Raw genomic sequence first — 26,758 nt, forward strand, 5'->3', positions numbered from 1 at the left:
CCGATGCCGTCGATCGCGACGGTCACAATGTTCACCGGCTCTTTCATCACGCCGACGCCGACCGAGGTGCCGACGGCAATGAGGTCGCCGGGGAGCAGGGTCATGTCGTGGGAGATCCTGCTGACCAGCTCCTGCGCGGTGAAGATCATGTCCGATATCGGATAGTTCTGTCGCTCCGCACCGTTGAGGATGGTGCGGACCACCAGCCTGACCGGATCGAGACCGGTCGCGATGACGGGGCCGAACGGGCCGTAATCGTCGATGCCTTTGGCCCGTGCCCATTGCGGGAAGGTCGGGTCGCTGGTCAGGATGTCGTTGGCGGTGATGTCGTTGACGCAGGTGTAGCCGAAGATGAAGCTGTCCGCTTTCGCCGGCGACACCCGGGCACAGGTCTTGCCGATGACGATGCCGAGCTCGCCTTCATACGTGGTCTTGCCATCGTAATAAGAGGGACGGCGGATCACCGCGCCTGGCGTCGTAATGCTGGTGGTGGCCTTCAGGAGGTAGAGCGGCTCCGGTGGCTCGGGCTGGTTGAGCCTGGCCGCGAGTGCATGAAAATTGTTCCAGAGCGCGACGATCTTGCTGGGCACGCAGGGCGCGAGCAGTTCGACCTCCGACAGCGCCAGCGTCTTGCCGGTGGCTGCATGGCGGCCAAACATCTCGCCCTCATGGACGCTGATACCCGACGACGTTAGCGTGCCGAAGCCGGTCGCACCGCTATTCCGGAAGCGGAGCCATTGTTTGATCTCGCCAGCCATCACGCCACCGCCAGTGCGCGCGGATCCGATGGGGTCGGGATGCCGTCGTAGAGACCGGCAATGCGGGCGCGCTGGGTCACCATCGCCAGCACTGAATCGAGGGCGGGGGTGGCGACGCCGGTGAGGCGGCCCATCTCCTGCACGACGGTGACGAGCGGGTCGATCTCCATCGGGCGGCCGCGCTCGAGATCCTGGAGCATCGAGGTCTTGTGCGCGCCGACCTTGCGCGCACCTTCGATGCGGCGCTCGACGTCGACGCGGAATTTGACGCCGAACGTTTCGGCGATGCCTTGCGTCTCCATCATGATCGCGCGCGACAGCGCGCGAGTGGCCGGATCGGTGCAGATCACGTCGAGCGTTGCATGGGTGAGTGCGCTGATCGGGTTGAAGCAGACATTGCCCCACAGCTTGAGCCAGATCTCGTCGCGGATGCGGTCGAGCACCGGCGCCTTCAGCCCGGCTGCGACGAAGAGATCGGCGAGGCGTTGCACGTCCGGGGTGATCTCGCCGGAGGGCTCGCCGAGCGGAAAGTTGTTGCCGTAGACGTGACGGATCACGCCGGGCGCCTCGATCTCGGTGGCGGGATAGACGATGCAACCGATGGCGCGCTCGGCGCCAATTTCGCGCCACTGCCGTCCGCCGGGGTCGATGCTCTCCAGCGTCGAATTCTCGTATTGGCCGCCGTGCTTGTAGAAGTACCAATAGGGGATGCCGTTGACGGCGGTGACGATGCGGGTGTGGGGTCCGAGCAGCGGCTGCATTGTCTCGATCACGCCGGTGATCGAGTGCGCCTTCAGCGTGATGATGATGTAGTCCTGCACACCGAGCTCGGCGGGATCGTCGGTGCAGCGCGGATGCACGGTGTGCTTCTCCTCGCCCGCGAGCAACGTCAGGCCGCGCTCGCGCATCGCGGCAAGGTGCGCGCCGCGTGCGACGAGGCTGACGTCGGCGCCCGCGCGCGCGAGCTGAACCCCGAGATATCCGCCGATTGCGCCGGCGCCGTAGATGCAGATCTTCATGGAATCCTCGCGAAGCAGCGGAAGCCGGATTTCGGGACGAAAGATCCGGTCCGGCTCGGAAGGTCCGAGCCGGGGACGGTAGTCGCAGGGGAAGTGAGACGCTTTAAGCTGCTTGCGGCGTGCCGTTGATCGCTTCGTCCACGAAGGAGGCGATGTCACGCATGCTGATGACCGAGACGAGGCTGTAATCGTCGATGACAGGCAGGTGCCGGATGTGATTCCGGTTCATCAGATGGCGGACGTGCTCGATCGTGTCGTTTGAGGTGCAGGATACGAGCTGCTGCACCGAGACGAGCTGCGAAACCTTGACGTTGACGGCATTGGCGCCGTGCTCGGCGACGGCGCGCACGACGTCGCGCTCGGTGAACATGCCGACCGCGGTGTTACCCTCGGAGCGGACCACGTCCTTCACCACAAGTGCGCTGATATTGTTGGCGCGCATCAGCTTGGCGGCGATACCCACCGTTTCGTTCATTCGCACCGTGACAACGCGCGGTGTCTTCTTGCGCAGAATGTCTCCGACCAGCATTGCAACCTCCCTGGGTGAATGATGCGGCAAGTGTGGTATACATAATGCCAATCGTCAAGCACTCGATTTGGCTGTTCCGAAAAATCTTGAGGCAACAATGCTGACGTTTGCCGTGAGCCAAAAAGAAAGAGGCGCATCGCTGCGCCCCCTGTCTCACCGTGCAAGGAGTGTTCGTTATGCCGTCTCGGTCTTGGCGTTCCCCGTCGCGGCGTTGGCGCTCTCGGCTTCCTTGCCGAGGATGAAGGAGCGGCGCATCGGCTTGATCACGAACAGCGCCGTCAGGGCCGCCGTCGCGTTCAGCGCGACTGCGACCACGAACACGGCCTTCCAGCCATACGTGGCCGAGATCACGCTGGCGAGCGGAACGAGCAGGGACGCGGTCCCCTTCGCCGTGTAGAGCATGCCGTTGTTGGTGGTTGCGAACTTCGAGCCGAAGGTGTCGCCGCAGGTCGCTGGGAACAGCGAGTAGATCTCGCCGAACACGCCGAAATAGACCGCGGTGGCGAGCACGAAGACGACAGGGACGTGGCCATAGGCCGACAGCGTCAGCAGCATCAGCGCGGCGGTGCCGAAGGCGATGAACATGGTGTGCTCGCGGCCGATCGTGTCGGAGACGAAGCCGAAGAACGGCCGTCCGAAACCGTCGAAGATGCGGTCGAGCGAGATCGCGAACGTCAATGCCGCCATCTGGAATCCGGCGAGCGTGACCGGCGTGTCGGCGATCTTGAAGTCGTGTGCGATCGGGGCGATCTGCGCCGCGGTCATCAGGCCGCCGGAGGCGACCATGACGAACACGAGATACATGACCCAGAAAATAGGGGTGCGCAGCACCTGGGGCGGGGTGAAGTCGATCTTGGTCTGCGGCAGATTGAGCTGCTTCTTCTTCGGCGGGATCGAGATCCGCGGCGGCTGAATGAAGAAGGCGAGCACGAAGACGATCACGCCCTGGCCGATGCCGAAGGTGAGGAACGCGTGCTGATAGCCGCTCGTTGCGATCATGGCTGCGATCGGCACGACGGTGAGTGCAGCGCCTGCGCCGAAGCCGGCGGCAGTCGCACCGGCGGCAAGGCCCCGGCGATCGGGAAACCATTTCAGCGCGTTGCCGACGCAGGTGCCGTACACGGCGCCCGCGCCCATGCCGCCGATGATCGCGGCCGCGTAGAGCAAGGTGAGGCTATCGGCATAGGAGTTGAGAATCCACGACAGCGCGATCATGACGCCGCCGAACATGATGACGATGCGCGGGCCGTATTTGTCGACGAACCAGGCCTCGATCGGCACCAGCCAGGTTTCGGTGACGACGAAGATGGTGAAGGCGAGCTGGATCGCGGCGCGTCCCCAATGGTGCGCGTGATCGATCGGATCGACGAACAGGGTCCAGCCATATTGCAGGTTGGCGATCATCGCCATGCAGACGATGCCCATGACCAGCTGGAGCCAGCGGAAACCTGTGCGGAGAGGCGCGGCCGTGACAGCGCCATCGGTGCTGGAAATCATCAAGAACCTCCCAAGCGCCTGTCTGGTTCGACACCGGTCGCAAGATGACCTGATGTCGCAATATTGTGGCTTATCGTCGCAAGCGCGGTGGCGACCTTGGTATACCATATTCCAGATTGCAAGCCCTATCTTGGCGCGCGCCTGAAAATTTGCGGAGTTCCTTTAGGGACGGCGGGTTCACGAAAACGTCGCGCACAACGAAAACGCCCGGCCGCGAGGCCGGGCGTTTTGCGCGAGAAGCGCTTTTGGAGCGCGTCAGACGGTCGATTGCGCGACCACGACCTTGCGCCAGGGCTTGAGCACCGCGATCGCCAGCGCCGAGGCCAGGATGTTGGCGCCGGCTGCGATGATAAACACGTTGTCCCAACTGCCCGACGACTGCTGCATGTAGTTGCCGATCGGGACCAGCAGCGCGGCCGTACCCTTCGCGGTGTAGAGCAGGCCGGCATTGGTGGTCGCGAACTTGGCGCCGAACGTGTCGGTGCAGGTCGAGGGGAACAGCGAGTAGATCTCACCCCAAGCGAAGAACACGAAGCCCGAGAGCAGCACGAACCAGAGCGGATCGTGGCCCCAGAGGTAGAGCATCCAGATGCCGATACCTTCCATGCCGAAGGCGATGAACATCGTGTTCTCGCGGCCGATCATGTCGGAGATCCAGCCGAAGAACGGACGCGTCAGGCCGTTGAGCACGCGGTCGATCGTGGCCGCGAAGGTCACCGCGGTCATCGTCACCGCCATCAGCGTGACCGGCACGTTGTCGATCTTCCAGTCCGCCGCGATCGGCTTCAGGTTCGCCGTCACCATCAGGCCGCCAGCGCCGACAATCACGAACATGAAGTACATCAGCCAGAAGATCGGCTGACGCAGCACCTCGGTCGGCTGGTAGTTGCGCCGGGTCTGCTGCAGATTGGCGTTCACGACCGCGTTCGGCACCTGACCTGCTTTCGGCGCGAGCAGGAAGAAGGCGAGGATGCAGATGATAATGCCTTGTCCGAGGCCGAAATAAAGGAAGGTGGTCTGGAAACCGCTGTCCTTGATCATGGCCTGGATCGGCGCGACGGTCAGCGCGGAGCCCGCACCGAAACCAGCGGCCGTGATGCCCGCGGCAAGACCGCGCTTGTCCGGAAACCACTTCAGCGCGTTACCGACGCAGGTGCCGTAGACGCCGCCGGCGCCGATGCCTGCGATGATCATGCCGAGATAGTAGCCGTTGAGCGTGGTCGCCTCCGCATTGATCGCCCAGCCGGCGGCACAGAGCACGCCGCCGACCAGCACCACGATGCGCGGACCGTATTTGTCGACGAACCATCCTTCGATCGGCACGAGCCAGGTCTCGAACAGCACGAACAGCGTAAAGGCCCATTGGATCGACGCACGATCCCAGCCGAACTTCTTCTGGATGTCGGGGACGAAGAACGTCCAGCCGTATTGATAATTGGCGATCATTACCATCGCCGCGACGCCAACTGCCAATTGCGTCCAGCGATACGTGTCGCTAACGCGCGCGGCTGTCGGGGCGGTTGCTTGCACCATGTCCGTCATAAAGCCTCCCGTGGCGCCTCTCATTTTTCTGCGAGCGCTGGAACGGCATTCTTGTATGCATTATGCCAAGCTTCAAGCGCTGGTCCGGTCACCGTGCGCAAATGCCGCAGGACCTTGCCCGGTTGCGGCTGTGACTCAGGACAGCACAAGTAGAAATGGCCCCGTGATCCGGGGCCATTCATCAAAAGTAGTATGCGGACTGATCTAAAACCGTCTCCCGCTGCGCGCGCAGGCGCGGGCGGCTGTCCGGCCTACAGGCCAAAGCGCGGCAGGTCGCCGTTGTGATTCGAGATCTCGGCGCTCGCCATCAGGAGGCGGTCGATCGTTGCCATCAGGCGGGCGAACAGCGTGGAGGAGGGCGCGAGAGCGACGGAAGCGGTCTTGGACATCGGAAATCCCTTTCTCGAGACGGTCAGTAGTGCTGTCTCATTTCGAAAGGGAAATTTATGTATACCAGATGCCAATGTCTATGCATGCCATTGCATAGCAGCATTTAGCTTTTCGCATTGCAGCATAATAATCAGTTAAATGGGCCGATTTGAGCGGGATATGCCCAAAGCCGGCCGAAACTGAACCATTTGACCGTCGATATCCAAAAACGGAGCCTTGGCAGCGGCACATGAAGCCGTTAGTGGTCTGCCCCCTCCAATCATCTGTCAGAGTGGTTCATGTCGAGCGCCTCGCCCGCCGTCTCGATCGGCATCGATTTTGGGACCAGCAACACGGTCGTGGCCCTTGCGGCGGACGATCGCCGGGTCGAGGCCATCCGCTTCGACCATGGTGAGCAGCGCCACAGCGTCTTCGTGTCAGCGCTGTGCTTCTGGGAGGACCGGCCGGGAGCCGGCGCCCAGGCTGAAGGCGGCCCGTGGGCGATCGAGCAGTTCCTGGAAGGACGCCATGTCTACCGCTTCCTCCAGTCGTTCAAGACCTTTGCCGCAAGCTCCAGCTTCAACACCACCCAGGTGTTCCGGCAGCGCTACAAGTTCGAGGATATTTTGGCGGCGTTCCTGCGGACGCTGGCGCGGCATGGCGGCGATAAATTCGGCTTCGAGACGTCCACCATTACAGTCGGTCGCCCCGTCCGCTTCGCCGGGGGCAATCCCGACGAAGCGCTGGCGATGCAGCGCTACCGGGCCGCGTTCGAGCGCCTCGGCGCCGGCCACGCCCGCTATGTCTACGAACCCGTGGGCGCGGCGTTCTCCTTCGCCCGCCGGCTGGAGCGCGATGCGACCGTGCTGGTCGCGGATTTCGGTGGCGGCACCAGCGATTTCTCGGTGATGCGGTTCTCGCGTGCCGGCGGCGCCTTGCGCGCCGAGCCGCTCGGCCATGCCGGCATCGGGATTGCGGGCGACACCTTCGACTACCGTATCGTCGATCACGTCGTCTCGCCGCGGCTGGGCAAGGGCTCGAGCTTCCGCTCGTTCGACAAGGTGCTGCCGATCCCCACCGGCCACTACACTAATCTCGCGCGCTGGCATCAGCTCGCGATGATGAAGAGCAACGGCGACCTGCGCGAACTCCGGGAGCTTGCGCGCACCGCGGTGAAGCCGGCTCTGCTCGAGGATTTCATCACCATCGTCGATCTCGACCTCGGCTTTGCGCTGTACCGCGCGGTGTCCGACGCCAAGGTCGCGCTGTCGGCCCAGGATCAGGTGGAGTTCCGCTTCAAAGGAGGCGGGGTCGATATCGGCTCGACTATCACGCGGAAGAATTTCGAAGCCTGGATTGCCGACGACATCGCGAGGCTCGGGGCCACCGTCGACAAGGTGCTGGGCGAAGCCGGCATCACCGCGCGCGAGGTCGAGAAGGTGTTTTTGACCGGCGGCACGTCTTTCGTGCCGGCCGTTCGAAAACTGTTCGCCGAGCGGTTCGGCAACGAACGGCTGATGTCGGGCGATCAGTTCGAGTCGATTGCGTACGGCCTTGCTTTGATCGGACACAGCCCGGACCCGGACCGCTGGACCGCAAGCGGCGGGCTCCAGTCGAGGGCGGGCGCGTAGCCTACGGTCACGCGGCCGCCCCTAAGTCGCGTCCGATCGCTATTGCTTGATCTCAGGCTCGACGAGCTTCGCCAGATTGCGCAGCGATTCCTGCCAGCCGAGATAACAAGCCTCCGGCGGGATGACGTCGGGGATGCCGGCCTGCGTGATATCCAGCTCGGTGCCTACGGATACTTTCTTCAGGATCACGGTGACCTGGATCTCTGCCGGCAGATTGGGGTCGTCGAACCTGTCGGTGTAACGGAGACGTTCGCCGGGGACGAGCTCGAGATATTCGCCGCCGAAGGCGTGGCTGTTGCCCGTCGTGAAGTTACGGAACGACATCTTGAACGTGCCCCTGACCTTCGGCTCGAAATGATGGACGGTGCAGGTGAAGCCATTCGGCGGAAGCCATTTTGCCAACGCATCCGCCTCCAGGAAGGCGCGATAGACTTTCTCCGGGCTGGTCGTGAGAACGCGGTGCAGGCGGACAGTGCTGGGCATGATCATTCTTCCTCATGAATCGCCGGGCTCGACGTGGGCGTCTACTGCCCGTTCATGTCCAGATGACGAAGGAGATGCTGCCGATCCGACGCGGCGTCTCGATTTTTTTTGATGGATCCACGCATGGGGCGCTCGGCAGCCTTCGAGAGCAGCTCGCCGGGGGGCGAAAGATGAGCGCTGAATAGCGCGCGTCCTGCACCTACCGCCGGGCTCCCGAGCCGTTAAATTCCGTCAAGCCTTGCAAATGGCGAGGATGAGGTATACGTTGAGGCTGTTCGTTCAGCCGCTGTGCCTTGTTGAATGCGCCCGCGGGCTCCTTTTCCATAGACATCGACGAATAGAATTTGTTCTGCGTGACGATCACGCGGAACCTGCGCGTATGCGCTTTGGAGAAGAAAATGACGACAGGTACTGTAAAGTGGTTTAACGGCCAGAAGGGCTTTGGATTCATTCAGCCGAACGACGGCGGCAACGATGTGTTCGTTCACATCAGCGCGGTCGAGCGGGCTGGTCTTGCAGGTCTCGCTGAAGGCCAAAAGGTCAACTTCGAACTCAAGACCGACAAGATGCGGGGCAAGGTCAGCGCTGAGAATCTCTCGCTGGCCTAAGCCTTGGTGCCGTTTCACGGATGTACTGAAACGGCCATGCCACCCGCTCGATCCCAGGATTGAGCGGGTTTTTGTCCGTTGCAGAGCAGGGTGAATAATGAGCGCCAAGAGACCGGCCGAACCGTCACCCGAAAGCATCGCGCGTTCTAACCGTCAGCGTTTGGCCGCTGAGGAAGGCGCGCGGGCGATGGTGGACGTTGGAAAGCAAGCCGTCGATGTTCGCAAGAACATGGCGCGGCTTCGAGAGCTGCGCCAGGCCAAGGAAGCGGCAGACGCCGCCCTTCAGGCGTCGCTGCCGCCGCCCGTCCCGACGAAGCGCAAGAAGAAGGTGACGCCATAACTGGCTTCCATTGCGCCGAGGACAATTTGGAGAGGGCCGATCACATGCCAAAGAGTGCGGGTCGTGCCTAGAATAAAGTCGGATGGCGGTGGCACCATCACCTTCTTTCTCGCGCTTGGCGCGGGACGACAGATGTGCCGTCTTGCGACGACGTTCCTGACGCAGAAGCAGGCTTTCAGTTATCTTCGCAAGAACCGGACCGAGTTCGAGCGCATGGCGCGGGCGCAGCTCGCTTCTGGTGCAGTCGAAGACGGAATCGTCGTGCTCTCGATGCTGTAGACCAGGCGGATTTCGGCGCCCCGCCTTTAGCGGAATTCGCGGTCGGAGTCTGGGATCGTCGTGCCTATTCGGAGCCGCTTCCCGGCTTCGCCTCCCGGGCCAATCGCTCCGCTTTCAGCCGTTCGCGATTCTCGTTGAAGGAGTTCTGGTCCTTCGCATAGTCATTGATCGGCTTCTGCGTTGTCGCAGGCTTGAACGCCTTGTTGGCTTCACGCTTGGCGCGATCAGAGGATTGATCTTTCGACATTTAAGCCCTCAATTTGATCAACGAGCGTGGTCCTGGCGAGTGCCGGACGCGACGCCACCCGTGCCCGAACTGAAAGGCCGACTTGCCATCCTCGGAAGCGAAGGCGACCAGTTCTTCAGCGTGGGGCAGGGTCTTTGCGAGGCGTACTGCACTCGCCGTGGAGATGGCATGCTGGCATTTCCGGCATGCTCGCATTTCCGGGAGCACACCGGTCGAGGGAGCAACGGCCGGCCACCGCATCTGTTCCTCGCGAACCAATCTTTAATCCAGCCTTGGCGGCGCGGCAAGCGCGCCGATCGTGCGATGCAGCCTTTGCGCGCCAACAAAAAGGCCGCCGAAGCCGGCGGCCTTTCGCGTCGTGAGATAAGCCCGCTTATTCGGCGGCCTGCTTCTGCGGCGGATCGAGCGCGCCGGACTTGTGGATATCGGCGACCTGATGGTCCGAGAAGCCCAGCACGGTGCGCAGGATCTCGTCGGTGTGCTCGCCGAGCAGCGGGGATCGCTCCACCTCGCTCGGGGAGTCCGACAGCTTGATCGGGTTGCCGACGGAGATGTACTTGCCGCGGGTGGGGTGGTCGACCTCGACCACGGTGCCGGTCGCGCGCAGCGACTGGTCCTCGGCGATCTCCTTCATCGACAGGATCGGGCCGCAGGGAATGTCGTCCTTGTTGAGGATTTCCATCGCCTCGAACTTCGTCTTCGTCATCGTCCATTGTTCGATGCGGCCGAAGATCTCATTCAGGCGCGGCAGGCGGACGGCCGGCTTGGCGTAGTTCGGATCGGTCTTCCAGGAGGGCTCACCGATCACGTCGCAGATCTTCTCCCAGACCGGGGCCTGGGTGATGAAGTAGATATAGGCGTTGGGATCGGTCTCCCAGCCCTTGCACTTCAGGATGCGGCCGGGCTGGCCGCCGCCGGAATCGTTGCCGGCACGCGGCACGGCATCGCCGAACGGAATGCCTTCGCCGAACTGGCTGTATTCCTTGAGCGGACCATGGGCGAGGCGCTGCTGGTCGCGCAGCTTGACGCGCGCGAGATTGAGCACGCCGTCCTGCATCGCGGCGGTGACGCGCTGGCCCTTGCCGGAATGGGTGCGCTGATAGAGTGCGGTGACGATGCCGAGCGCCAGATGCAGACCGGTGCCGCTGTCGCCGATCTGCGCGCCGGTCACGAGGGGCAAGCCGTCGCGGAAGCCGGTGGTGGAGGCGGCGCCGCCGGTGCACTGGGCGACGTTCTCATAAACCTTGCAGTCCTCGTATGGTCCGGGACCAAAGCCCTTAATAGAGGCGACGATCATCTTCGGGTTGATCGCCTGGATCTTCTCCCAGGGGAAGCCCATGCGGTCGAGCACGCCGGGGCCGAAATTCTCGACCAACACGTCGCACTTCTTGATGAGCTCGGTGAGGACTTCCTTGCCCTTGGGGTTCTTGGTGTCGAGCGTGATCGAGCGCTTGTTGTGGTTGAGCATGGTGAAATACAGGCTGTCCACATTCGGGATGTCCTGCAGCTGGCCGCGGGTGATGTCACCCACGCCCGGGCGCTCCACCTTGATCACGTCGGCGCCGAACCATGCGAGCAACTGCGTGCAGGTCGGCCCGGACTGGACGTGGGTGAAGTCGAGAATGCGAACGCCCTCGAGCGCTTTTGTCATCGTGTTGCTCCGTACTCTGATCTACCCCTGCACCCGCAGGGACCTTGTGGGTTGACGGGGATGCTTACTTCTTCTTCTGCAGAACGCTCTGCGGATTGAGGTTGCCGATGCGGCCGCTCTCGGAACCGGCGGCCGGATCGATCACGGCGTTGATGAGCGTCGGCTTGCCCGAAGCCATGGCCTCGTTGACGGCGCGCTTGAGCTCGTCCGGTGAGGTGGCATTGACGCCGACGCCGCCGAAGGCTTCCATCATCTTGTCGTAGCGGGCGCCCTTGACGAACACCGTCGTCGCCGGATCGGCGTTGGCGCCGTTGACGTCGGTGCCGCGATAGATGCCGTCATTGTTGAAGATGACGACGCAGATCGGCAAATTGTAGCGGCAGATGGTCTCGACCTCCATGCCGGAGAAGCCGAAGGCCGAGTCGCCTTCGACCGCGAGCACGGGATGGCCGGTCTCGAGAGCAGCCGCGATCGCCTGGCCCATGCCAATGCCCATCACGCCCCAGGTGCCGACGTCGAGACGCTTGCGTGGGCGATACATGTCGATGACGCCGCGGGCGAGGTCGAGCGTGTTGGCGCCCTCGTTGACGAGGATCGCCTCGGGATGATCCTTGATGACGTTTTTCAGCACGCCGAGCGCGCCGTGATAGTCCATCGGCGATTTGTTGTTCATGAGCTTCGGCGCCATCTTGGCGACGTTCTCTTCGCGCTTGGTCGAAATCGCCTTGGTCCATTCGGCAGGCGGGGCGGTCCAGCCCGAAGCCATCGCCTGGTTGAAGGCGGAGACGACCGAGCCGATGTCGCCGACGACGGGCGCGACGATCTCGACGTTGGAGTCCATCTCGCGCGGTTCGATGTCGACCTGGATGAACTTCTTGGGCGCTTCGCCCCAGTTCTTGCCCTTGCCGTGCGAGAGCAGCCAGTTCAGCCGGGCGCCGATCAGCAGGACGACGTCGGATTCCTTCAGCACCGTCGAGCGGGCAGCGCCTGCGCACTGCGGATGGGTGTCTGAGAGGAGACCCTTGGCCATGCTCATCGGCAGGAAGGGGATACCGCTCTTCTCGACGAAGGTTTTGATCTCCTCGTCGGCCTGCGCGTAGGCCGCGCCCTTGCCGAGGATGATGAGAGGGCGCTTTGCGCTCTTCAAAACATCAAGCGCGCGCTTGATCGAAGCGGGCGAGGGGATCTGCGCGGGAGCCGCGTCGATTACCTTGACCAGCGACTTCTGGCCGGCATCGGCGTTCATCACCTGGCCGAACAGCTTTGCCGGCAGGTCGAGATAGACGCCGCCCGGACGGCCGGAGACGGCGGCACGGATGGCACGGGCAAGACCAATGCCGATGTCCTGGGCGTGCAGCACACGGTAGGCTGCCTTGCACAGCGGCTTGGCGATCGCGAGCTGGTCCATCTCTTCATAGTCGCCCTGCTGGAGGTCGACGATCTCGCGCTCGGAGGAGCCCGAGATCAGGATCATCGGGTAGCAGTTGGTGGTGGCGTGGGCGAGCGCGGTGAGACCGTTGAGGAAGCCGGGCGCGGAGACGGTGAGGCAGATGCCGGGCTTCTTGGTGAGGTAGCCGGCGATGCCCGCCGCATAACCGGCGTTCTGCTCGTGGCGGAACGAAATCATGCGAATACCGGCCGCCTGCGCCATGCGGCCCAAATCCGTGATCGGGATGCCCGGCACATTATAGATGGTGTTGATGCCGTTCAGCTTGAGCGCGTCAATGACGAGATGAAAACCATCCGTCAATTCCTGCTCGGTGCCCGGTGCTTCGGACTTGGTCGCGGTATTCAGCATGGGCCTTGTCTCCCTGGTCTCAAGATGCCGTTTCAGGCTTTTGGGGGCGATGCCTCGCCCTTTGGTGAACGTTGCCGGCTAGAAGAGTTCCTGACCATGCGCTTCGACGTAAGCGGCAAGGCCAAGGGTGTGATCGCGGGCGCGCTTCTCGGCGAGCTCGGTATCGCGCGCCTCCAGGGCTTCGATCATGCCGAGATGCTCGGGAAGCGACGTCGCGGTGCGGTCCTTGCGTCCGATGGTCAATTGCCGATAGCCACGCACATGCAGCAGCAAGTCGTTGGTGAGATCGACCAGCACCGGTGATTCCGACAGCGAGATCAGCGCCTGGTGGAAGGCGATGTTGGCGCGCGAATATTCCTCGACGTGATCCTCGGGCAGGCGATCCTTGCCAAATTCCTTGAAGTAGTCGCGCAGCGCCGTGATGTCTTTCTTGCGCGCTGTGGCGGTGATGAGGCGAGCCGCCATGCTCTCCAGCGCCGCCCAGGCGCGGATCATGTCGACGATCTCGCTCTTGGTCCTTCGGACCACCATGATGCCGCGGCGAGGAACCGTCTTCACGAAACCGTCTTGCTCTAGCATCGCGATGGCTTCGCGGATCGGCGTGCGGCTCACGCCGAGGCGCTCGGACAACGCGCGCTCGTCGAGCATGACGGGTTCGGGCGTCGAGTAGATGTCCATCTTGAGGATGGCTTCCTTCAAGGCGTCATACGCCTTGTTCTTGAAGCTCGACTCCGGGGCAATACGAACGATTGCGATATCTGCCTCGGCCATGTTCGGCAACGCCTTGGTTGGTTTCCGCAGTGACACGACGAATCTCCTCCAGTGGGAGTCGTCTTTTACAGGATTATTAACGGGAAAGTTTTTGGCATACCAAATACCAGAATGTCAAGCTGCCTATTTTTTGCAGCGTTCTAAGGTGCGCTGCAGCTTGACAAGTTGGCCTCTGGCATACCAAATGCCATCGCCAGCCATTTTTGATCCAAGCCGGCGGAGTAATCTCGGCTTTATGCCACTCCGTTCCGCGACATGGAACAGAGCGCGGCGAATGGAAAGCATCACGGGCAGCCGCAACGCGCGCGCGCTTTGAGAACGCAAGAACCAAGGTCAAGGGAGAGCCACATGTCCAATTCCAAAGATGCCGTCCGCAAGGTGCTTGACCAGGTCAAGGCGGACAAGCGCACCAGCCTGACCGCGCCGGAAGGCAAGCTGGTCTGCGACGCCTACGGCATTGCGGTGCCGAAGGAGGGTGTGGCGAAGTCGGCCGGCGAGGCCGGCAAAATGGCCGCCTCGATGGGGTTTCCGGTGGTGATGAAGATCGTCTCGCCGGACATTCTCCACAAGACCGAAGCCGGCGGTGTCATCGTCGGCCTCAAGACGGCCGAAGACGCCGAGAAGGCCTACGAGACGATTCTCTCCAACGCCAGGAAGTACAAGTCCGATGCCAAGATCGAGGGTGTCCAGGTGCAGCAGATGCTGGCCGGCGGCACCGAAGTGATCGTGGGGTCGATCACCGACGCCTCGTTCGGCAAGCTGGTTGCCTTCGGCCTCGGCGGCGTGCTGGTCGAAGTTCTGAAGGACATAACCTTCCGCCTCGCGCCCGCGACCAAGCAAGATGCGCTGTCGATGCTCGACGGCATCCAGGCGCATGAGATTTTGAAGGGCGTTCGCGGTGGCGAGCCGGTGAACCGCACCGCGCTTGCGGATGTCATCGTCAAGGTCTCGCAGCTCGTCACGGATTTCCCCGAGATCGTCGAGCTCGATCTCAACCCGGTGTTCGCGACGGCCAAGGACGCCATCGCGGCCGACGTCCGCATCGTCGTCGACTTCGCTTACGTGCCCAAGCCGAAGCCGCGCCCGACCGAAGAGATCGTCGCGGCCATGAGCCGCATCATGCAGCCGAAGGCGGTTGCAGTGGTCGGCGCTTCAGCCGAAGACGGCAAGATCGGCAATTCCGTGATGAAGAACCTCATCAACGGCGGCTACAAGGGCGACATCTACCCGATTCATCCCAAGGCCGCCGAGATCCTCGGCTACAAGGCGTATAAGAGCGTCAAGGACGTGCCCGGCGTGATCGACACCGCGGTGTTCGCAATTCCCGCGAAGTTCGTGGCCGCGGCGCTCACCGAATGCGGCGAGAAGAAAATTCCCGGCGCGGTTCTGATTCCGTCGGGCTTCGCGGAAGCCGGCGCGCCGGAGCTCCAGGCCGAGATCGTCGAAGTCGGCAAGAAGTACGACATCCGCCTGATGGGACCGAACATCTACGGCTTCTATTATACGCCTGCCAACCTCTGCGCGACCTTCTGCACCGCCTATGATGTCAAGGGCCACGCGGCACTGTCTTCGCAATCGGGCGGCATCGGCATGGCCATCATCGGCTTCTCCCGTTCGGCCAAGATGGGCGTGTCGGCGATCGTCGGCCTCGGCAACAAGTCCGACATCGACGAGGACGATCTGCTCGCCTTCTTCGAGCAGGATCCGAACACGAACCTGATCGCGCAGCACTGCGAAGACCTCAAGGACGGCCGCGCCTTTGCGGAAGCCGCAAAACGCGTCTCCAAGAAAAAACCGGTCATCGTGCTCAAGGCCGGCCGCACCTCCGCCGGTGCCAAGGCGGCCTCGTCGCACACCGGCGCGCTCGCCGGCAACGACAAGATCTACGAGGATGTCCTGGCCCAGTCCGGCGTGATCCGCGCCCGTAGCTTGCGGCAGCTGCTCGAATTCGCGCGCGGCGTGCCGGTGCTGCCGACGCCGAAGGGCGAGAACGTGCTGATCATTACCGGTGCAGGCGGTTCGGGCGTGCTGTTGTCGGACTCCTGCGTCGACAACGGCTTGTCGCTGATGTCGATGCCGCCGGATCTGGATGCGGCCTTCCGCAAGTTCATCCCGCCGTTTGGCGCGGCCGGAAATCCCGTGGACATCACCGGCGGTGAGCCGCCGATCACCTACGTCAACACCGTAAAACTCGGCCTGACGGACGAGCGCATCCACTCGCTGATCCTCGGCTACTGGCACACCATCGTCACGCCGCCGATGGTGTTCGCCCGCAACATGGTCGAGGTGAAGAAGGAGATGGAGGCCAAGGGCTTCGTGAAGCCGATCGTCGCCTCGCTCGCCGGCGACGTCGAGGTTGAGGAAGCCGCCGAATATCTCTACCAGAACGGCATTCCGGCCTATGCCTACTCGACCGAACTGCCGGTCGAGGTCCTCGGTGCCAAGTACAAATGGGCGCGCGGAGCAGGGCTGCTCTGAGCCGACGATGCCGCTTCACCTCTCCCCGCGCGCGGGGAGAGGTGAGAACAGTCAGGTCGCGATGGGCAGGAACGTGATCCGGCGCAAATCGATCGAGCCCCGATCGCCATCGGCGGCCGATCACGACGCGCGCGACGGCGGCGTGCAGTCCGTCGATCGCGCGCTGTCGATCCTCGAGACATTGTCCGAAGACGACGAAGGCTATCGCCTCAGCGATCTCGCCGTCCGCACCGGGCTCTCGGCCTCGACCGTGCATCGCCTGCTGGCGACGCTGGAAAGCCGCCGCTTCGTGCAGTTCGACCGCGCCGAATCCAAATGGCATGTCGGCGTGCGCAGCTTCACGGTGGGCGCGAGCTTTGCGCGGCGGCGCAATTTCAGTGCCCAGGCCATTCCTTACTTGCGCAAGCTGCGTGATCTTACCCGCGAGACCGCCAATCTCGCCGTGGTCGACGACGAGTTCATCATCGTGCTGACCCGGATGGAGAGCCGCGAGATCATGCGCTCGCTGACCCAAGTCGGCGGCCGCGTTCCGATGGTGACCTCCGGCGTCGGCAAGGCGGTGCTCGCGACCTATTCCGACGAGGACGTCGGCGCCGTCATCCGCCATCACGGCATGCCACGCCTGACCGAGAAGTCGATCGTGCGGCCGAGCGACCTGTTCAAGGAGCTCGAAAAGATCCGCAAGCAAGGCTACGCGCTGGATGATGAAGAGGCCTGCATGGGCCTGCGCTGCGTTGCAGCGGTGGTCTACAACGCCTGCGCCGAGCCGCTTGCTGCGATTTCGGTGTCCGGCATGACCAGCCGGCTGACCGATCAGCGGTTACCGGAAATCGGGCAAATCGTCCGTGATGTTGCCGCCGAACTGACGGCAGCGCTCGGCGGGGCAATTCCGACGCCCCGCTAATCGGAAACCGGGGGTATGTCACTGGACAGTGTCGGCCGTTTTGGCTGATATGCGACCAAACGACACGATGCGGCAAACGTCCGCATGAGCCCGGAGACGTCCCATGTTTCAACTTCCCGCGCGCCTCGTCGGCGCAGCCGTCGCGCTGACCCTTGCGGCAGCCACGCCGGCCTTTGCCCAGCAGCTCGAGCTCAAGCTGATGGCACCTGCGGCGCCGGGCGGTGGTTGGGACCAGACCGCGCGCTCGATGCAGCAGGCGCTGGTCGCTGCCGGCGTCGCACGCAGCGTGCAGGTCACCAACGTTCCCGGCGCAGGCGGCAGTGTCGGCATCGCGCAGTTCGTCAACGGCGCCAAGGGCGACGGCAACCAGCTGATGGTCAACGGCTTCGTCATGGTGGGCGCGCTCGCCATGAACAAATCACCCGTCACGCTCGAGCAGGTGACGCCGATCGCGCGCCTCACCGAGGAAATCCAGGTGATCGTGGTGCCGGCCAATTCGCCGATCAAGACCGCGCAGGATCTGGCCGCCGCGGTGAAGGCCGACATCGCCAAGGTGACCTTCGCCGGCGGCTCGGCCGGCGGCGTCGATCACGTGATGGCGGCATTGTTCGCTGGTGCCGTCGGCGCCGACGCGAAGAAGATCAACTACATCCCGTTCTCGGGCGGCGGCGAGTCGCTCGCCGCCATTCTCGGCGCGAAGGTCACTGCCGGCATTTCCGGCCTCAGCGAATATGATGGGCAGATCAAGTCGGGCAAGCTGCGCGCGATCGGCGTGACCTCGGAGAAGCGCATTCCAGGCAGCGACATCCCGACCTTCAAGGAGCAGGGCATCGACCTCGTGATCGCCAACTGGCGCTCGGTGGTCGCGCCTCCCGGAATCACGCCGGAGCAGCGCAAGACGCTCAGCGACGCGGTCGAGAAGATGGTGAAGTCGGACGCCTGGAAAGACATCCTCAAGCAGAAGGGCTGGGAGGATGCCTATCTCGGCGGTGACGCCTTCGCCGATTTCCTGAAGAAAGAAACGGTGCGTGTGACGGACGTGCTGAGATCAGTCGGCCTGGTCAAGTCATGACCACAGGCGATCCCGTCCAGCCACCGCGGCGCATCGATCGCGCCGGCGTCGTCATCGCCGCGCTGCTCGCAGGTCTTGCCGCGGTGCTGGTCTGGGATGCGCACGGCCTGCAATCGACCGCGATGTACGGGATGGGGCCGGAAGCCATGCCGGTCGTGATCGCCTCCGGCCTCGCGCTGCTCGCGATCGGCAATCTCGTTGACGCGCTGCGCGGCAATCTGCCAGAGCGCGAAAGCGCCGATCCCGTGCCTGTGGTCTTCATCCTCGCCGGCCTTGCGCTGCTGATCGGCATCATCGGCTTCGGCGGCGGGTTCATCCTGGCGACGTCGGCGCTGTTCGTCACGACCTCGGCGGCATTTGGGCGCCGGGCTGTCCTCGTCGATTCCGCCATCGCCCTCGTGATGTCGACCCTCATTTACCTCGCGTTCGACCGCCTGTTGACGTTGAGCCTTCCGGCCGGCCCCCTGGAGCGACTGCTGTGATGGAAACTTTCGCGGCGCTGGCCCACGGCATGGCGGTCGCCGTCCAGCCGATGAATCTCCTCTACGCCCTGATCGGCGTGTTCCTTGGCACGGCCGTGGGCGTGCTGCCCGGCATCGGCCCGGCGTTGACGGTCGCGCTGCTGCTGCCGGTGACGTACAAGCTCGATCCCGGCGGTTCGCTGATCATGTTTGCCGGCATCTATTACGGCGGCATGTATGGCGGATCGACTACGGCCATCTTGATCAACACGCCCGGCGAGAGCGCCTCGATGGCGACGGCGCTCGAAGGCAACAAGATGGCCAAGGCCGGCCGCGGCGGACCGGCGCTCGCGACCTCCGCGATCGGCTCCTTCGTCGCGGGCACCATTGCCACCATCGGGCTTGCCTTTCTCGCGCCGTGGTTGGTCGATTTCGCCGTGCGCTTTGGTCCGGAGGATTATTTCGCGCTGATGTGCGTCGCCTTCGTCACGGTGTCGGCGACCTTCGGCGATTCTCCGATCCGCGGCCTGACCAGCCTATTTATTGGTCTGACATTAGGTCTCGTCGGTATAGACAAGCTGACCGGTCAGGCGCGGCTTGCGTTCGGGGTGCCCGAGCTGCTCGACGGCGTCGAGGTGACGACGCTCGCGGTCGGCCTGTTCGCGGTGGGCGAGGCGCTCTACGTCGCATCGCGCCGCCACCACACCGAAGAGAAGCTCGAGCCGGTGCGCGGCTCGCTGTGGATGACCAAGGAAGACTGGAAGCGATCGTGGAAGCCGTGGTTGCGCGGCACCATGTTCGGCTTCCCAATCGGTGCGCTGCCTGCCGGCGGCGCGGAGATCCCGACTTTCCTGTCCTATTCCTGCGAGAAGCGACTGACCAAATACCCCGAAGAATTCGGCAAGGGCGCGATCGAAGGTGTCGCAGGACCGGAGGCCGCCAACAACGCTTCGGCTGCCGGCACGCTGGTGCCGCTCTTGACGCTGGGATTGCCGACCTCGGCGACGGCCGCGATGATGCTGGCGGGCTTCCAGCAATACGGCCTCAACCCGGGGCCGCTGCTGTTCGCCGAGCGGCCCGACCTCGTGTGGGGCCTGATCGCGAGCCTGTTCATCGCCAATTGCATGCTGCTGGTGCTCAATCTGCCGCTGGTTGGCCTGTGGGTGCGGCTGCTGGCGATCCCGCAGCCGTGGCTCTATGCCGGCATCCTCGTGTTCGCGACCATGGGCACCATCGCCGCAAAGCCGTCGGTGGTCGAACTGTCGATGCTGGCCGGCTTCGGCGTGCTCGGCTTTCTGATGCGGCGGTTCGATTTTCCGATCGCGCCCGTCGTGGTCGGCCTGATCCTCGGCCCGATCGCCGAGAGCCAGCTGCGTCGCGCGCTCGCGATCAGTCTCGGCGATCCCATGACGTTGCTCCAGAGCCCGATCTCGGCGACGCTGCTTGCGCTGGCGTTCATCGCGCTGCTGGCACCCTTCGTGCTGAAAGGGATGGGACGCTTCAAGGCGAACGAGGACTAGCCATTCCGCCGCGAGCGTCTTCTAATGTTACGTTCATCTCGTGGGAAAAGTCATGCCGTCAGAGCTCCGTTCGCCCCGTCTCGCTGTCCTGATCGATGCAGACAATGCTTCGGCAAAAATCGCCGATGGGCTGTTCGACGAGATTGCCAAGATCGGCGAGGCCAGCGTTCGCCGCATCTACGGCGACTTCTCCAATGCCAGGTCGAGGGGCTGGGCCGACATCCTGTCCAAACACGCCATCATCCCGCAGCAGCAGTTCGCCTATACGACGGGGAAGAATGCCTCCGACATCACGCTGGTCATCGACGCAATGGACCTGCTTCACAGCGGCCGGTTCGATGGCTTTTGCCTGGTGTCGTCGGACAGCGATTTCACCCGTCTGGCCGCCCGCATCCGGGAGCAGGGCATCGACGTCTTTGGGTTCGGCGAACAGAAGACGCCGGAGAGCTTCCGGCAGGCCTGTCGAAGGTTCGTCTACACGGAGAACTTGCTTGCCGCCCCAGCGAACACCCAGGACGCCGCCTCGAGATCGACGTCGCTTCAGCCGCTCGATGCCGCAACCCCCATCATCAAGAAGGTCATCACCCAGATGGAAAGCGAGGACGGCTGGGTGACGCTCGGGGAAGTTGGCCGCCAGCTCGCCAATCTCGCGTCCGATTTCGATCCGCGAACGTTCGGCTTCCGCAAGCTGAGTGACCTCGTGCGCAAGACGAATGCGTTCGAGATTGACGAGCAGAACGGGAGGTCGATGCGGATTCGGGTCAAGCCCGCTGCCGCACCGGCCCCGCGACGACGGAACTCGCGCAGACCTGCGAGGCCAGCGGCGGCAGGCGCTTCTCCGCCTAAAGCGTAAGCAGAGCCTGCCGTTATATTTGCGCTTGCCCGGTCGGGCGCAGGGCGTAACCATCGCAGGGCCATAACGCCACGCGAGGGTTCTGATGACCAGACTTACCCGCTTCGCCGTCGCACCGCTGCATTCGATGACCCGGCGTCTCGCCGATGTGGCCTCGGCGCGTGTCGCGCCGGATCTCGTCGTCACCGGCGCGCGGGTGCTCTCGACCTATTCGGAGCGCATCCTTGCGAACCGCGAAATCTGGATCACCGGCGCCCGCATTGCTGCGATGAAGCCGGCCGGCGCTGCGAAGAATGTCTTCGGCGACGTGCCGGTTTACGACGCGGCGGGCGGCATCATCGCGCCGGGGCTGGTCGACCCGCACATCCACATCGAATCCTCGATGGTGACGGCCTGCGCCTATGCCGAGGCCGCCCTGCTCAACGGCACCACCACAATCTTCTGCGACAGCCACGAGATCGGCAACGTCATGGACGTCGTCGGCGTCGAGGCGATGCTGGAGGACGCACGCGAGGCTCCGCTCTCGATCTTCCTGACGGTGCCCTCGACGGTTCCTGCGACTTCGGCCGCACTGGAGACTGCGGGCGGCGATCTGACGCCCGACAAGATCGCCGGCCTGTTCGACCGTTGGCCGGAAGCCGTCGGGCTCGGCGAGAAGATGGATTTCGTGCCTGTCACCATGGGCGATGAGCGAAGCCACGCCATCCTCGCTGCCGCCCTGAAGCGCGGCCGGCCGGTGTCCGGCCATATCTATGGCCGCGACTTCGTTGCGGCCTATGCGGCGAGCGGCATCACCGACACCCATGAGGCGATCGACCGCGACATCGCCGACGATCTGCTCGATGCCGGGGTCTGGGTGTTCCTGCGCGGGGGACCGCCGACCACGCCCTGGCACTCGCTGCCGCAGGCGATCCGGACCATCACCGAGCTCGGCGCCTCGCACAAGCGCACGGCCGTGTGCACCGACGATCGCGACGCCGACGATCTCCTGCTGTTCGGTCTCGACTGGGTGGTGCGCGAAGCCGTGAAAGCAGGGATGTCGCCGGAGCAGGCCTGGTCGATGGGCTCGCTGCATGGCGCGACGCGCTTCAACATGGACAGCGATATCGGCGGGCTCGGCGGCGGGCGCCGCGCCGATCTGGTGCTGATGGACGACAATCTGAAGCCGCAATGCACCTGGTATGGCGGCGAACTCGTGGTCGAAAACCGAAAGATCACGCCGAAGCTCGAGCAGGCGCTGTCGCAGCGCTATCAATATCCGCAGGCGGCCTATGCGACGGTGAAGCTGCCCGAGAAGGTCAAGCTGACGCCGGAGCTGCCGGCGAAGGCCTGCACTGTCAACGCGATCAAGACCGCGTTGCCCGGCATCACGCTGATCCATGAGAAGATCGCGATCGAGCCCGCAAAGGACTGGCCCTCACTGTTCGCCCGCTACGGCCTATGCTTCGTCACGGTGGTCGAACGCCACGGCAAGTCGGCCGGCAATGTCGCCTACGGCCTGTTGAAGGACTTTGGACTGAAGCGCGGCGCGGTCGCCTCCAGCGTCGGGCACGACAGCCACAACATCATCGTTGCCGGCACCAACGAGGCCGATATGCAGGTCGCGGTCGCCGCCATCAAGGAGCAACAGGGCGCCGTCTGCCTCGTCGCCGAGGGCAAGGTGAGGGCGCTAGTGCCGCTGCCGATCGCTGGGCTCTTGTCCGACAAGCGCGTCACGGAGGTGGCGGAAGAAGTCAAGGCGCTGAAGAAGGAATGGGCGGAGGCCGGCTGCACCATCCCCTACATGGGTTTCAATCTGATTCCGCTATCGGTCATTCCGGAAATTCGTATCACCGACAAGGGCCTCGTGCTGGTGCCGCAGATGCAGCTGGCGCCGCTGTTCGAGTGATCGCTTTCACGGATATCTCGATCTAACCGATTGAGACCGCCACGTTTTTTCCGCGGCTGCCGCATCGTGGAAAATAAAATCGATCTCGTTGAGTGAAGCCCTCGCGGGCCCGATGATCTCGCTCAAGCCAATGCAACTCAAGCGAGGTCCGATATGGCGAAGATGCGAGCCATCGATGCTGCCGTGCGAATTCTGGAGAAGGAGGGCATCTCGACTGCCTTCGGCGTTCCCGGGGCCGCGATCAATCCGCTTTACTCGGCGCTGAAGAAGCGCGGCTCGATCCGCCATATCCTGGCGCGCCATGTCGAGGGTGCCTCGCACATGGCCGAGGGCTATACGCGGGCCAAGGCCGGCAATATCGGCGTCTGCATCGGCACCTCGGGGCCGGCCGGGACCGACATGATCACCGGGCTCTATTCCGCGATCGCTGATTCCATCCCGATCCTCTGCATCACCGGGCAGGCGCCGCGCGCGCGGCTCTACAAGGAGGATTTCCAGGCCGTCGACATCGAGTCGATCGCAAAGCCCGTGACCAAATGGGCGGTGACGGTGCGCGAGCCGGCGCTGGTGCCCCGCGTGTTCAGCCAGGCGTTTCACGTGATGCGCTCGGGAAGGCCCGGCCCGGTGCTGATCGACATGCCGCTCGACGTGCAGCTCGCCGAGATCGAGTTCGACGACGAGACCTATGAGCCATTGCCGGTCTACAAGCCGACCGCGACCCGCAAGCAGGTCGAGAAGGCGCTGGAGATGCTCAATGCGGCCGAACGGCCGCTGATCGTCGCGGGCGGCGGCGTGATCAATGCCGACGCCTCGGATCTGCTGGTGGAATTCGCCGAGATTGCCAACGTGCCGGTCGTGCCGACGCTGATGGGCTGGGGGGCCATCCCCGACGACCACGTGCTGATGGCCGGCATGGTCGGTCTTCAGACCAGCCACCGTTACGGCAATGCCACCATGCTCGAATCCGATTTCGTGCTCGGCATCGGCAATCGCTGGGCCAACCGCCACACCGGCTCGGTCGAGACCTACACCAAGGGGCGCACCTTCGTGCATGTCGACATCGAGCCGACGCAGATCGGGCGCGTGTTCAATCCCGATCTCGGCATCGTCTCGGACGCGAAGGCCGCTCTCGAACTCTTCGTCACCGTCGCCAGGGAGTGGCGCCGGTCCGGCAGGTTGCGCGAGCGCCAGGCGTGGCCCGCTGCCTGCCGCGACCGGAAGAAGACAATGTTGCGCAAGAGCCATTTCGATAACGTCCCGATCAAGCCCCAGCGCGTCTACGAGGAGATGACCAAGGCGTTTGGCCGTGACACCTGCTACGTCTCCGTGATCGGCCTGTCGCAGATCGCCGGCGCGCAGTTCCTGGGCGTCTACAAGCCGCGCAACTGGATCAATGCCGGGCAGGCGGGCCCGCTCGGCTGGACGCTACCCGCGGCGCTCGGCGTGCGCGCGGCGTGTCCGGATCGTGATATCGTCGCGCTCTCAGGCGACTACGATTTCCAATTCCTGATCGAGGAGCTCGCAGTCGGGGCGCAATTCAATCTGCCCTACATCCACGTCGTCGTGAACAATTCCTATCTCGGCCTGATCCGCCAAGCCCAGCGCGGCTTCGACATGGACTATCACGTCCAGCTCTCGTTCGAGAACATCAACGCGCCCGAGCTCGGCGGCTACGGTGTCGATCACGTCGCTGTCGCCGAAGGGCTCGGCTGCAAGGCGATCCGCGTCACCGACCCGAAGGACTCGCAGGCGGCGTTCGCGACCGCGCGCGAATGGATGGCCAAGCATCGCGTGCCCGTGATGGTCGAGTTCATCCTCGAACGCGTCACCAACATCGCGATGGGCACGGAAATCGACAACATCGTCGAATTCGAGGAGGTGCTGGATCTGCCGCTCGACGAGGTCGCGACCGCGCGGCCCGGCGTGCTGCAGCCGGCGGAATAGGGAGATAGCATCATGCCGAAATTCGCCGCCAACCTCACCATGCTCTTCAACGAAATGCCGTTCGTGGACCGCTTCGCAGCGGCCAAAGCAGCGGGCTTCGGCGGGGTCGAGTACCTCTTCCCCTACGAATTCGACAAGGCGCAGCTGCGCGAGCAACTTGACGGCCATGGGCTGACGCAGGTGCTGCACAATCTGCCGGCCGGCAATTGGGCGGCGGGCGAGCGCGGCATCGCGATCCTGCCTGATCGTATCAGCGAGTTCAGGGACGGCGTGTTTCGCGCCATCGACTATGCCAAGGCGCTCGATTGCGAGCAGCTCAACTGTCTCGTCGGCATCGCGCCTGCGGATGCCGATCCGCGTGAGCTCAACGAAACGCTGGTCGGGAATCTGCGCTTTGCGGCGTCGACGCTGGCGCGGGAAAACATCAAGCTGCTGATCGAGCCGATCAACACGCTCGACATCCCCGGCTTCTTTCTGAACGGCACCGAGCAGGCCGTGCAGCTGATCTCCGAGGTGCGCTCGAACAATCTGTTCGTCCAGTACGACATCTACCACATGCAGATCATGGAGGGCGACCTCGCCCGTACTATGCAGGAATACCTGCCGCAGATCGCGCACATCCAGCTCGCCGACAACCCCGGCCGTCACGAGCCTGGCACCGGCGAGATCAACTATCCCTTCCTGTTCCGCCATCTCGACGCGATCGGTTACCGCGGCTGGGTCGGCTGCGAATACAAGCCGCGCACCACGACGCTGGAAGGCCTGTCCTGGCACGCGGCGCAGACGTTCGAGACCTGAGGAAACGTTGACATGATCGACATCGGCTTTATCGGACTTGGCACCATGGGACGGCCGATGGCCGGCCATCTTCTGACCGCAGGCCATCGCGTTCTCCTGCACGATGTCGGGCCGGTCGCGCCCGGGCTGATCGCGGCCGGCGGCGTTGGCTGCAAGTCAAGCAAGGAGGTCGCGGAGGAGGCGGATGCGGTCATCATCATGGTGCCGGATACGCCGCATGTGGAGGCCGTGCTGTTCGGCAAGGACGGCGTCGCGGGCGGCATTTCCAAGGGGAAGATCGTGGTCGACATGAGCTCAATCTCGCCGCTGGCGACCAAGGAGTTTGCGAAGAAGATCGAGGCGCTCGGCGCGGATTATCTCGACGCACCGGTGTCAGGCGGGGAGGTCGGTGCCAAGGCGGCAAGCCTCACCATCATGGTGGGTGGCCCCGAGCGCGCCTTCAACACCATGAAGCCGATCTTCGACCGGATGGGGAAGAACGTCACCCGGGTCGGCGCCAATGGCGACGGCCAGACGACGAAGGTCGCCAACCAGATCATCGTCGCGTTGACGATCGAGGCGGTCAGCGAAGCGCTGCTGTTCGCGTCGAAAGCCGGTGCGGATCCGGCGCTGGTGCGGCAGGCCCTGATGGGCGGCTTTGCGTCGTCGCGGATTCTCGAAGTGCATGGCGAGCGCATGGTGAAGCGCAATTTCGATCCCGGCTTCCGCATCGAGCTGCATCAGAAGGATCTCAACCTCGCGCTTGAAGGCGCCCGCGCGCTCGGCCTGTCACTGCCAAGCACGGCAGTGGCGCAGCAATTGTTCTCGTCTTGCACCGCACATGGCGGCAAGGGTTGGGATCACTCGGCAATGGTGCGTGCGCTGGAACTGATGGCGCGGCACGAGATCGCCGCAGCCTGAACTGTTACCAGGTAACAGTCTCCACTTGTAGTTCTGCCTAGATCCGGCGGGGAACCGGAACAATGATCCGGCCCCGCGGTTGAAGGCGCACAACAATCACTGGAGACATAAGCACATGAAGACCCGTCTTGCGATTACGTTCGCTGCCGCGTCGCTGCTGGCGTCGAGTGCAGCCTTTGCCCAGTCGACGACCGAACAGGGCGCCAGGGACGGCGCTCGCGCGGGCGGCGACATCGGCGGCCCGGTCGGAGCGATGGTCGGTGGTACCGTCGGTGCGGCGGTCGGCGCTGGTCTGGAAATCCCGAATGCGATCCTCGGCGGAATTCCGCGCGATGATTCCGTCGTGGTCCACGAGCGCGTCGTGGTCGGCGAGCCACTGCCGCCGACCGTGGTGCTGCGGCCCGTGCCGAACTACACC

The 26,758-nt window shown here is 63.7% G+C and carries 26 protein-coding genes; 15 read left to right on the forward strand and 11 right to left on the reverse strand.

Translation table 11 applies throughout. From position 1 onward, the window contains the following. The 6 genes from IVB32_RS35710 to IVB32_RS35735 form a co-directional block, all read right to left on the reverse strand. Nucleotides 1-758: fumarylacetoacetate hydrolase family protein (locus tag IVB32_RS35710; protein ID WP_247412891.1), on the reverse strand; the 758-nt coding region annotated here is incomplete at its 3' end. Next, nucleotides 758-1,777, reverse strand: a complete 1,020-nt coding sequence (locus tag IVB32_RS35715) for a 2-dehydropantoate 2-reductase (RefSeq protein ID WP_018458572.1) — start codon at nt 1,775-1,777, stop codon at nt 758-760. The genes IVB32_RS35715 and IVB32_RS35710, both read right to left, overlap by 1 nt. 103 nt (nt 1,778-1,880) lie before the next feature. Beyond that, a complete protein-coding gene (locus tag IVB32_RS35720; protein WP_018458573.1) occupies nt 1,881-2,306 on the reverse strand; it encodes a CBS domain-containing protein in 426 nt (141 codons plus the stop codon). A 174-nt stretch (nt 2,307-2,480) separates the two neighbouring features. Next, nucleotides 2,481-3,803: an oxalate/formate MFS antiporter gene (oxlT, locus tag IVB32_RS35725; RefSeq protein WP_018458574.1), complete on the reverse strand. Its 1,323-nt coding sequence runs from the start codon at nt 3,801-3,803 to the stop codon at nt 2,481-2,483. Nucleotides 3,804-4,058: 255 nt separating this feature from the next. Continuing rightward, nucleotides 4,059-5,345, reverse strand: a complete 1,287-nt coding sequence (gene oxlT, locus IVB32_RS35730; RefSeq protein WP_026233613.1) for an oxalate/formate MFS antiporter — start codon at nt 5,343-5,345, stop codon at nt 4,059-4,061. Nucleotides 5,346-5,596: 251 nt separating this feature from the next. Continuing rightward, nucleotides 5,597-5,734 (reverse strand): hypothetical protein, encoded by a 138-nt coding sequence (locus tag IVB32_RS35735; RefSeq protein ID WP_018458576.1) that lies wholly within the window; start codon nt 5,732-5,734, stop codon nt 5,597-5,599. Between the two features lie 279 nt (nt 5,735-6,013). Between IVB32_RS35735 and IVB32_RS35740 the strand changes: the two genes are divergently transcribed. After that, nucleotides 6,014-7,345 carry an Hsp70 family protein gene (locus IVB32_RS35740; RefSeq protein ID WP_018458577.1) on the forward strand — a complete coding sequence of 444 codons (1,332 nt, stop codon included), beginning with the start codon at nt 6,014-6,016 and terminating at the stop codon, nt 7,343-7,345. Between the two features lie 39 nt (nt 7,346-7,384). Here IVB32_RS35740 and IVB32_RS35745 read toward each other — a convergent pair whose 3' ends face one another. Beyond that, nucleotides 7,385-7,828, reverse strand: a complete 444-nt coding sequence (locus IVB32_RS35745; protein WP_247412894.1) for an SRPBCC family protein — start codon at nt 7,826-7,828, stop codon at nt 7,385-7,387. A 398-nt stretch (nt 7,829-8,226) separates the two neighbouring features. On the opposite strand from IVB32_RS35745, the gene IVB32_RS35750 reads away from it, so the two are divergent. From IVB32_RS35750 to IVB32_RS35760, 3 genes are all read left to right on the forward strand, one after another. Further along, complete coding sequence (locus IVB32_RS35750; protein WP_007593324.1) at nt 8,227-8,436, forward strand: cold-shock protein; 210 nt, start codon at nt 8,227-8,229, stop codon at nt 8,434-8,436. 97 nt (nt 8,437-8,533) lie between these two features. After that, nucleotides 8,534-8,776: a hypothetical protein gene (locus IVB32_RS35755; RefSeq protein WP_026233615.1), complete on the forward strand. Its 243-nt coding sequence runs from the start codon at nt 8,534-8,536 to the stop codon at nt 8,774-8,776. 54 nt (nt 8,777-8,830) lie between these two features. After that, nucleotides 8,831-9,055 (forward strand): hypothetical protein, encoded by a 225-nt coding sequence (locus IVB32_RS35760; RefSeq protein WP_026233616.1) that lies wholly within the window; start codon nt 8,831-8,833, stop codon nt 9,053-9,055. A 64-nt stretch (nt 9,056-9,119) separates the two neighbouring features. On the opposite strand, the gene IVB32_RS35765 is transcribed toward IVB32_RS35760, so the two are convergent. From IVB32_RS35765 to IVB32_RS35780, 4 genes are all read right to left on the reverse strand, one after another. After that, on the reverse strand, nt 9,120-9,302 hold the full coding sequence (locus tag IVB32_RS35765) for a hypothetical protein (protein WP_007608360.1): 183 nt from the start codon (nt 9,300-9,302) through the stop codon (nt 9,120-9,122). A gap of 373 nt (nt 9,303-9,675) precedes the next feature. After that, nucleotides 9,676-10,953, reverse strand: a complete 1,278-nt coding sequence (gene frc / locus IVB32_RS35770; RefSeq protein WP_018458582.1) for a formyl-CoA transferase — start codon at nt 10,951-10,953, stop codon at nt 9,676-9,678. A gap of 64 nt (nt 10,954-11,017) precedes the next feature. Further along, a complete protein-coding gene (oxc, locus tag IVB32_RS35775; RefSeq protein WP_007608367.1) occupies nt 11,018-12,751 on the reverse strand; it encodes an oxalyl-CoA decarboxylase in 1,734 nt (577 codons plus the stop codon). Nucleotides 12,752-12,829: 78 nt separating this feature from the next. Then, nucleotides 12,830-13,522: a GntR family transcriptional regulator gene (locus tag IVB32_RS35780; protein WP_162496371.1), complete on the reverse strand. Its 693-nt coding sequence runs from the start codon at nt 13,520-13,522 to the stop codon at nt 12,830-12,832. Between the two features lie 348 nt (nt 13,523-13,870). On the opposite strand from IVB32_RS35780, the gene IVB32_RS35785 reads away from it, so the two are divergent. From IVB32_RS35785 to IVB32_RS35835, 11 genes are all read left to right on the forward strand, one after another. After that, complete coding sequence (locus IVB32_RS35785; protein ID WP_018458584.1) at nt 13,871-16,000, forward strand: acetate--CoA ligase family protein; 2,130 nt, start codon at nt 13,871-13,873, stop codon at nt 15,998-16,000. Between the two features lie 61 nt (nt 16,001-16,061). Then, entirely contained in the window at nt 16,062-16,904 is an 843-nt protein-coding gene (locus tag IVB32_RS35790; RefSeq protein WP_018458585.1) for an IclR family transcriptional regulator, read from the forward strand. A gap of 103 nt (nt 16,905-17,007) precedes the next feature. Next, a complete protein-coding gene (locus IVB32_RS35795; RefSeq protein WP_018458586.1) occupies nt 17,008-17,976 on the forward strand; it encodes a tripartite tricarboxylate transporter substrate binding protein in 969 nt (322 codons plus the stop codon). Further along, nucleotides 17,973-18,458, forward strand: coding sequence for a tripartite tricarboxylate transporter TctB family protein (locus tag IVB32_RS35800; protein ID WP_018458587.1), 486 nt, complete (start codon nt 17,973-17,975; stop codon nt 18,456-18,458). Before IVB32_RS35795 ends, IVB32_RS35800 begins: the two co-directional genes overlap by 4 nt. Next, nucleotides 18,458-19,957, forward strand: a complete 1,500-nt coding sequence (locus IVB32_RS35805) for a tripartite tricarboxylate transporter permease (RefSeq protein WP_018458588.1) — start codon at nt 18,458-18,460, stop codon at nt 19,955-19,957. Before IVB32_RS35800 ends, IVB32_RS35805 begins: the two co-directional genes overlap by 1 nt. Nucleotides 19,958-20,009: 52 nt before the next feature. Further along, nucleotides 20,010-20,810 carry an NYN domain-containing protein gene (locus tag IVB32_RS35810; protein WP_018458589.1) on the forward strand — a complete coding sequence of 267 codons (801 nt, stop codon included), beginning with the start codon at nt 20,010-20,012 and terminating at the stop codon, nt 20,808-20,810. Nucleotides 20,811-20,895: 85 nt separating this feature from the next. Then, entirely contained in the window at nt 20,896-22,698 is a 1,803-nt protein-coding gene (locus IVB32_RS35815) for an adenine deaminase C-terminal domain-containing protein (RefSeq protein ID WP_247412896.1), read from the forward strand. A gap of 153 nt (nt 22,699-22,851) precedes the next feature. Further along, on the forward strand, nt 22,852-24,642 hold the full coding sequence (gene gcl / locus IVB32_RS35820; RefSeq protein ID WP_018458591.1) for a glyoxylate carboligase: 1,791 nt from the start codon (nt 22,852-22,854) through the stop codon (nt 24,640-24,642). A 12-nt stretch (nt 24,643-24,654) separates the two neighbouring features. Continuing rightward, entirely contained in the window at nt 24,655-25,440 is a 786-nt protein-coding gene (gene hyi / locus IVB32_RS35825) for a hydroxypyruvate isomerase (RefSeq protein ID WP_018458592.1), read from the forward strand. 12 nt (nt 25,441-25,452) lie between these two features. Next, entirely contained in the window at nt 25,453-26,340 is an 888-nt protein-coding gene (locus IVB32_RS35830; RefSeq protein ID WP_018458593.1) for a 2-hydroxy-3-oxopropionate reductase, read from the forward strand. A gap of 115 nt (nt 26,341-26,455) precedes the next feature. Next, a partial coding sequence (locus IVB32_RS35835) for a hypothetical protein (protein ID WP_247412898.1) occupies nt 26,456-26,758 on the forward strand: 303 nt, incomplete at its 3' end.

The sequence above is a fragment of the Bradyrhizobium sp. 23 genome (genome assembly GCF_023073295.1).
Lineage (GTDB): Bacteria > Pseudomonadota > Alphaproteobacteria > Rhizobiales > Xanthobacteraceae > Bradyrhizobium > Bradyrhizobium canariense_D.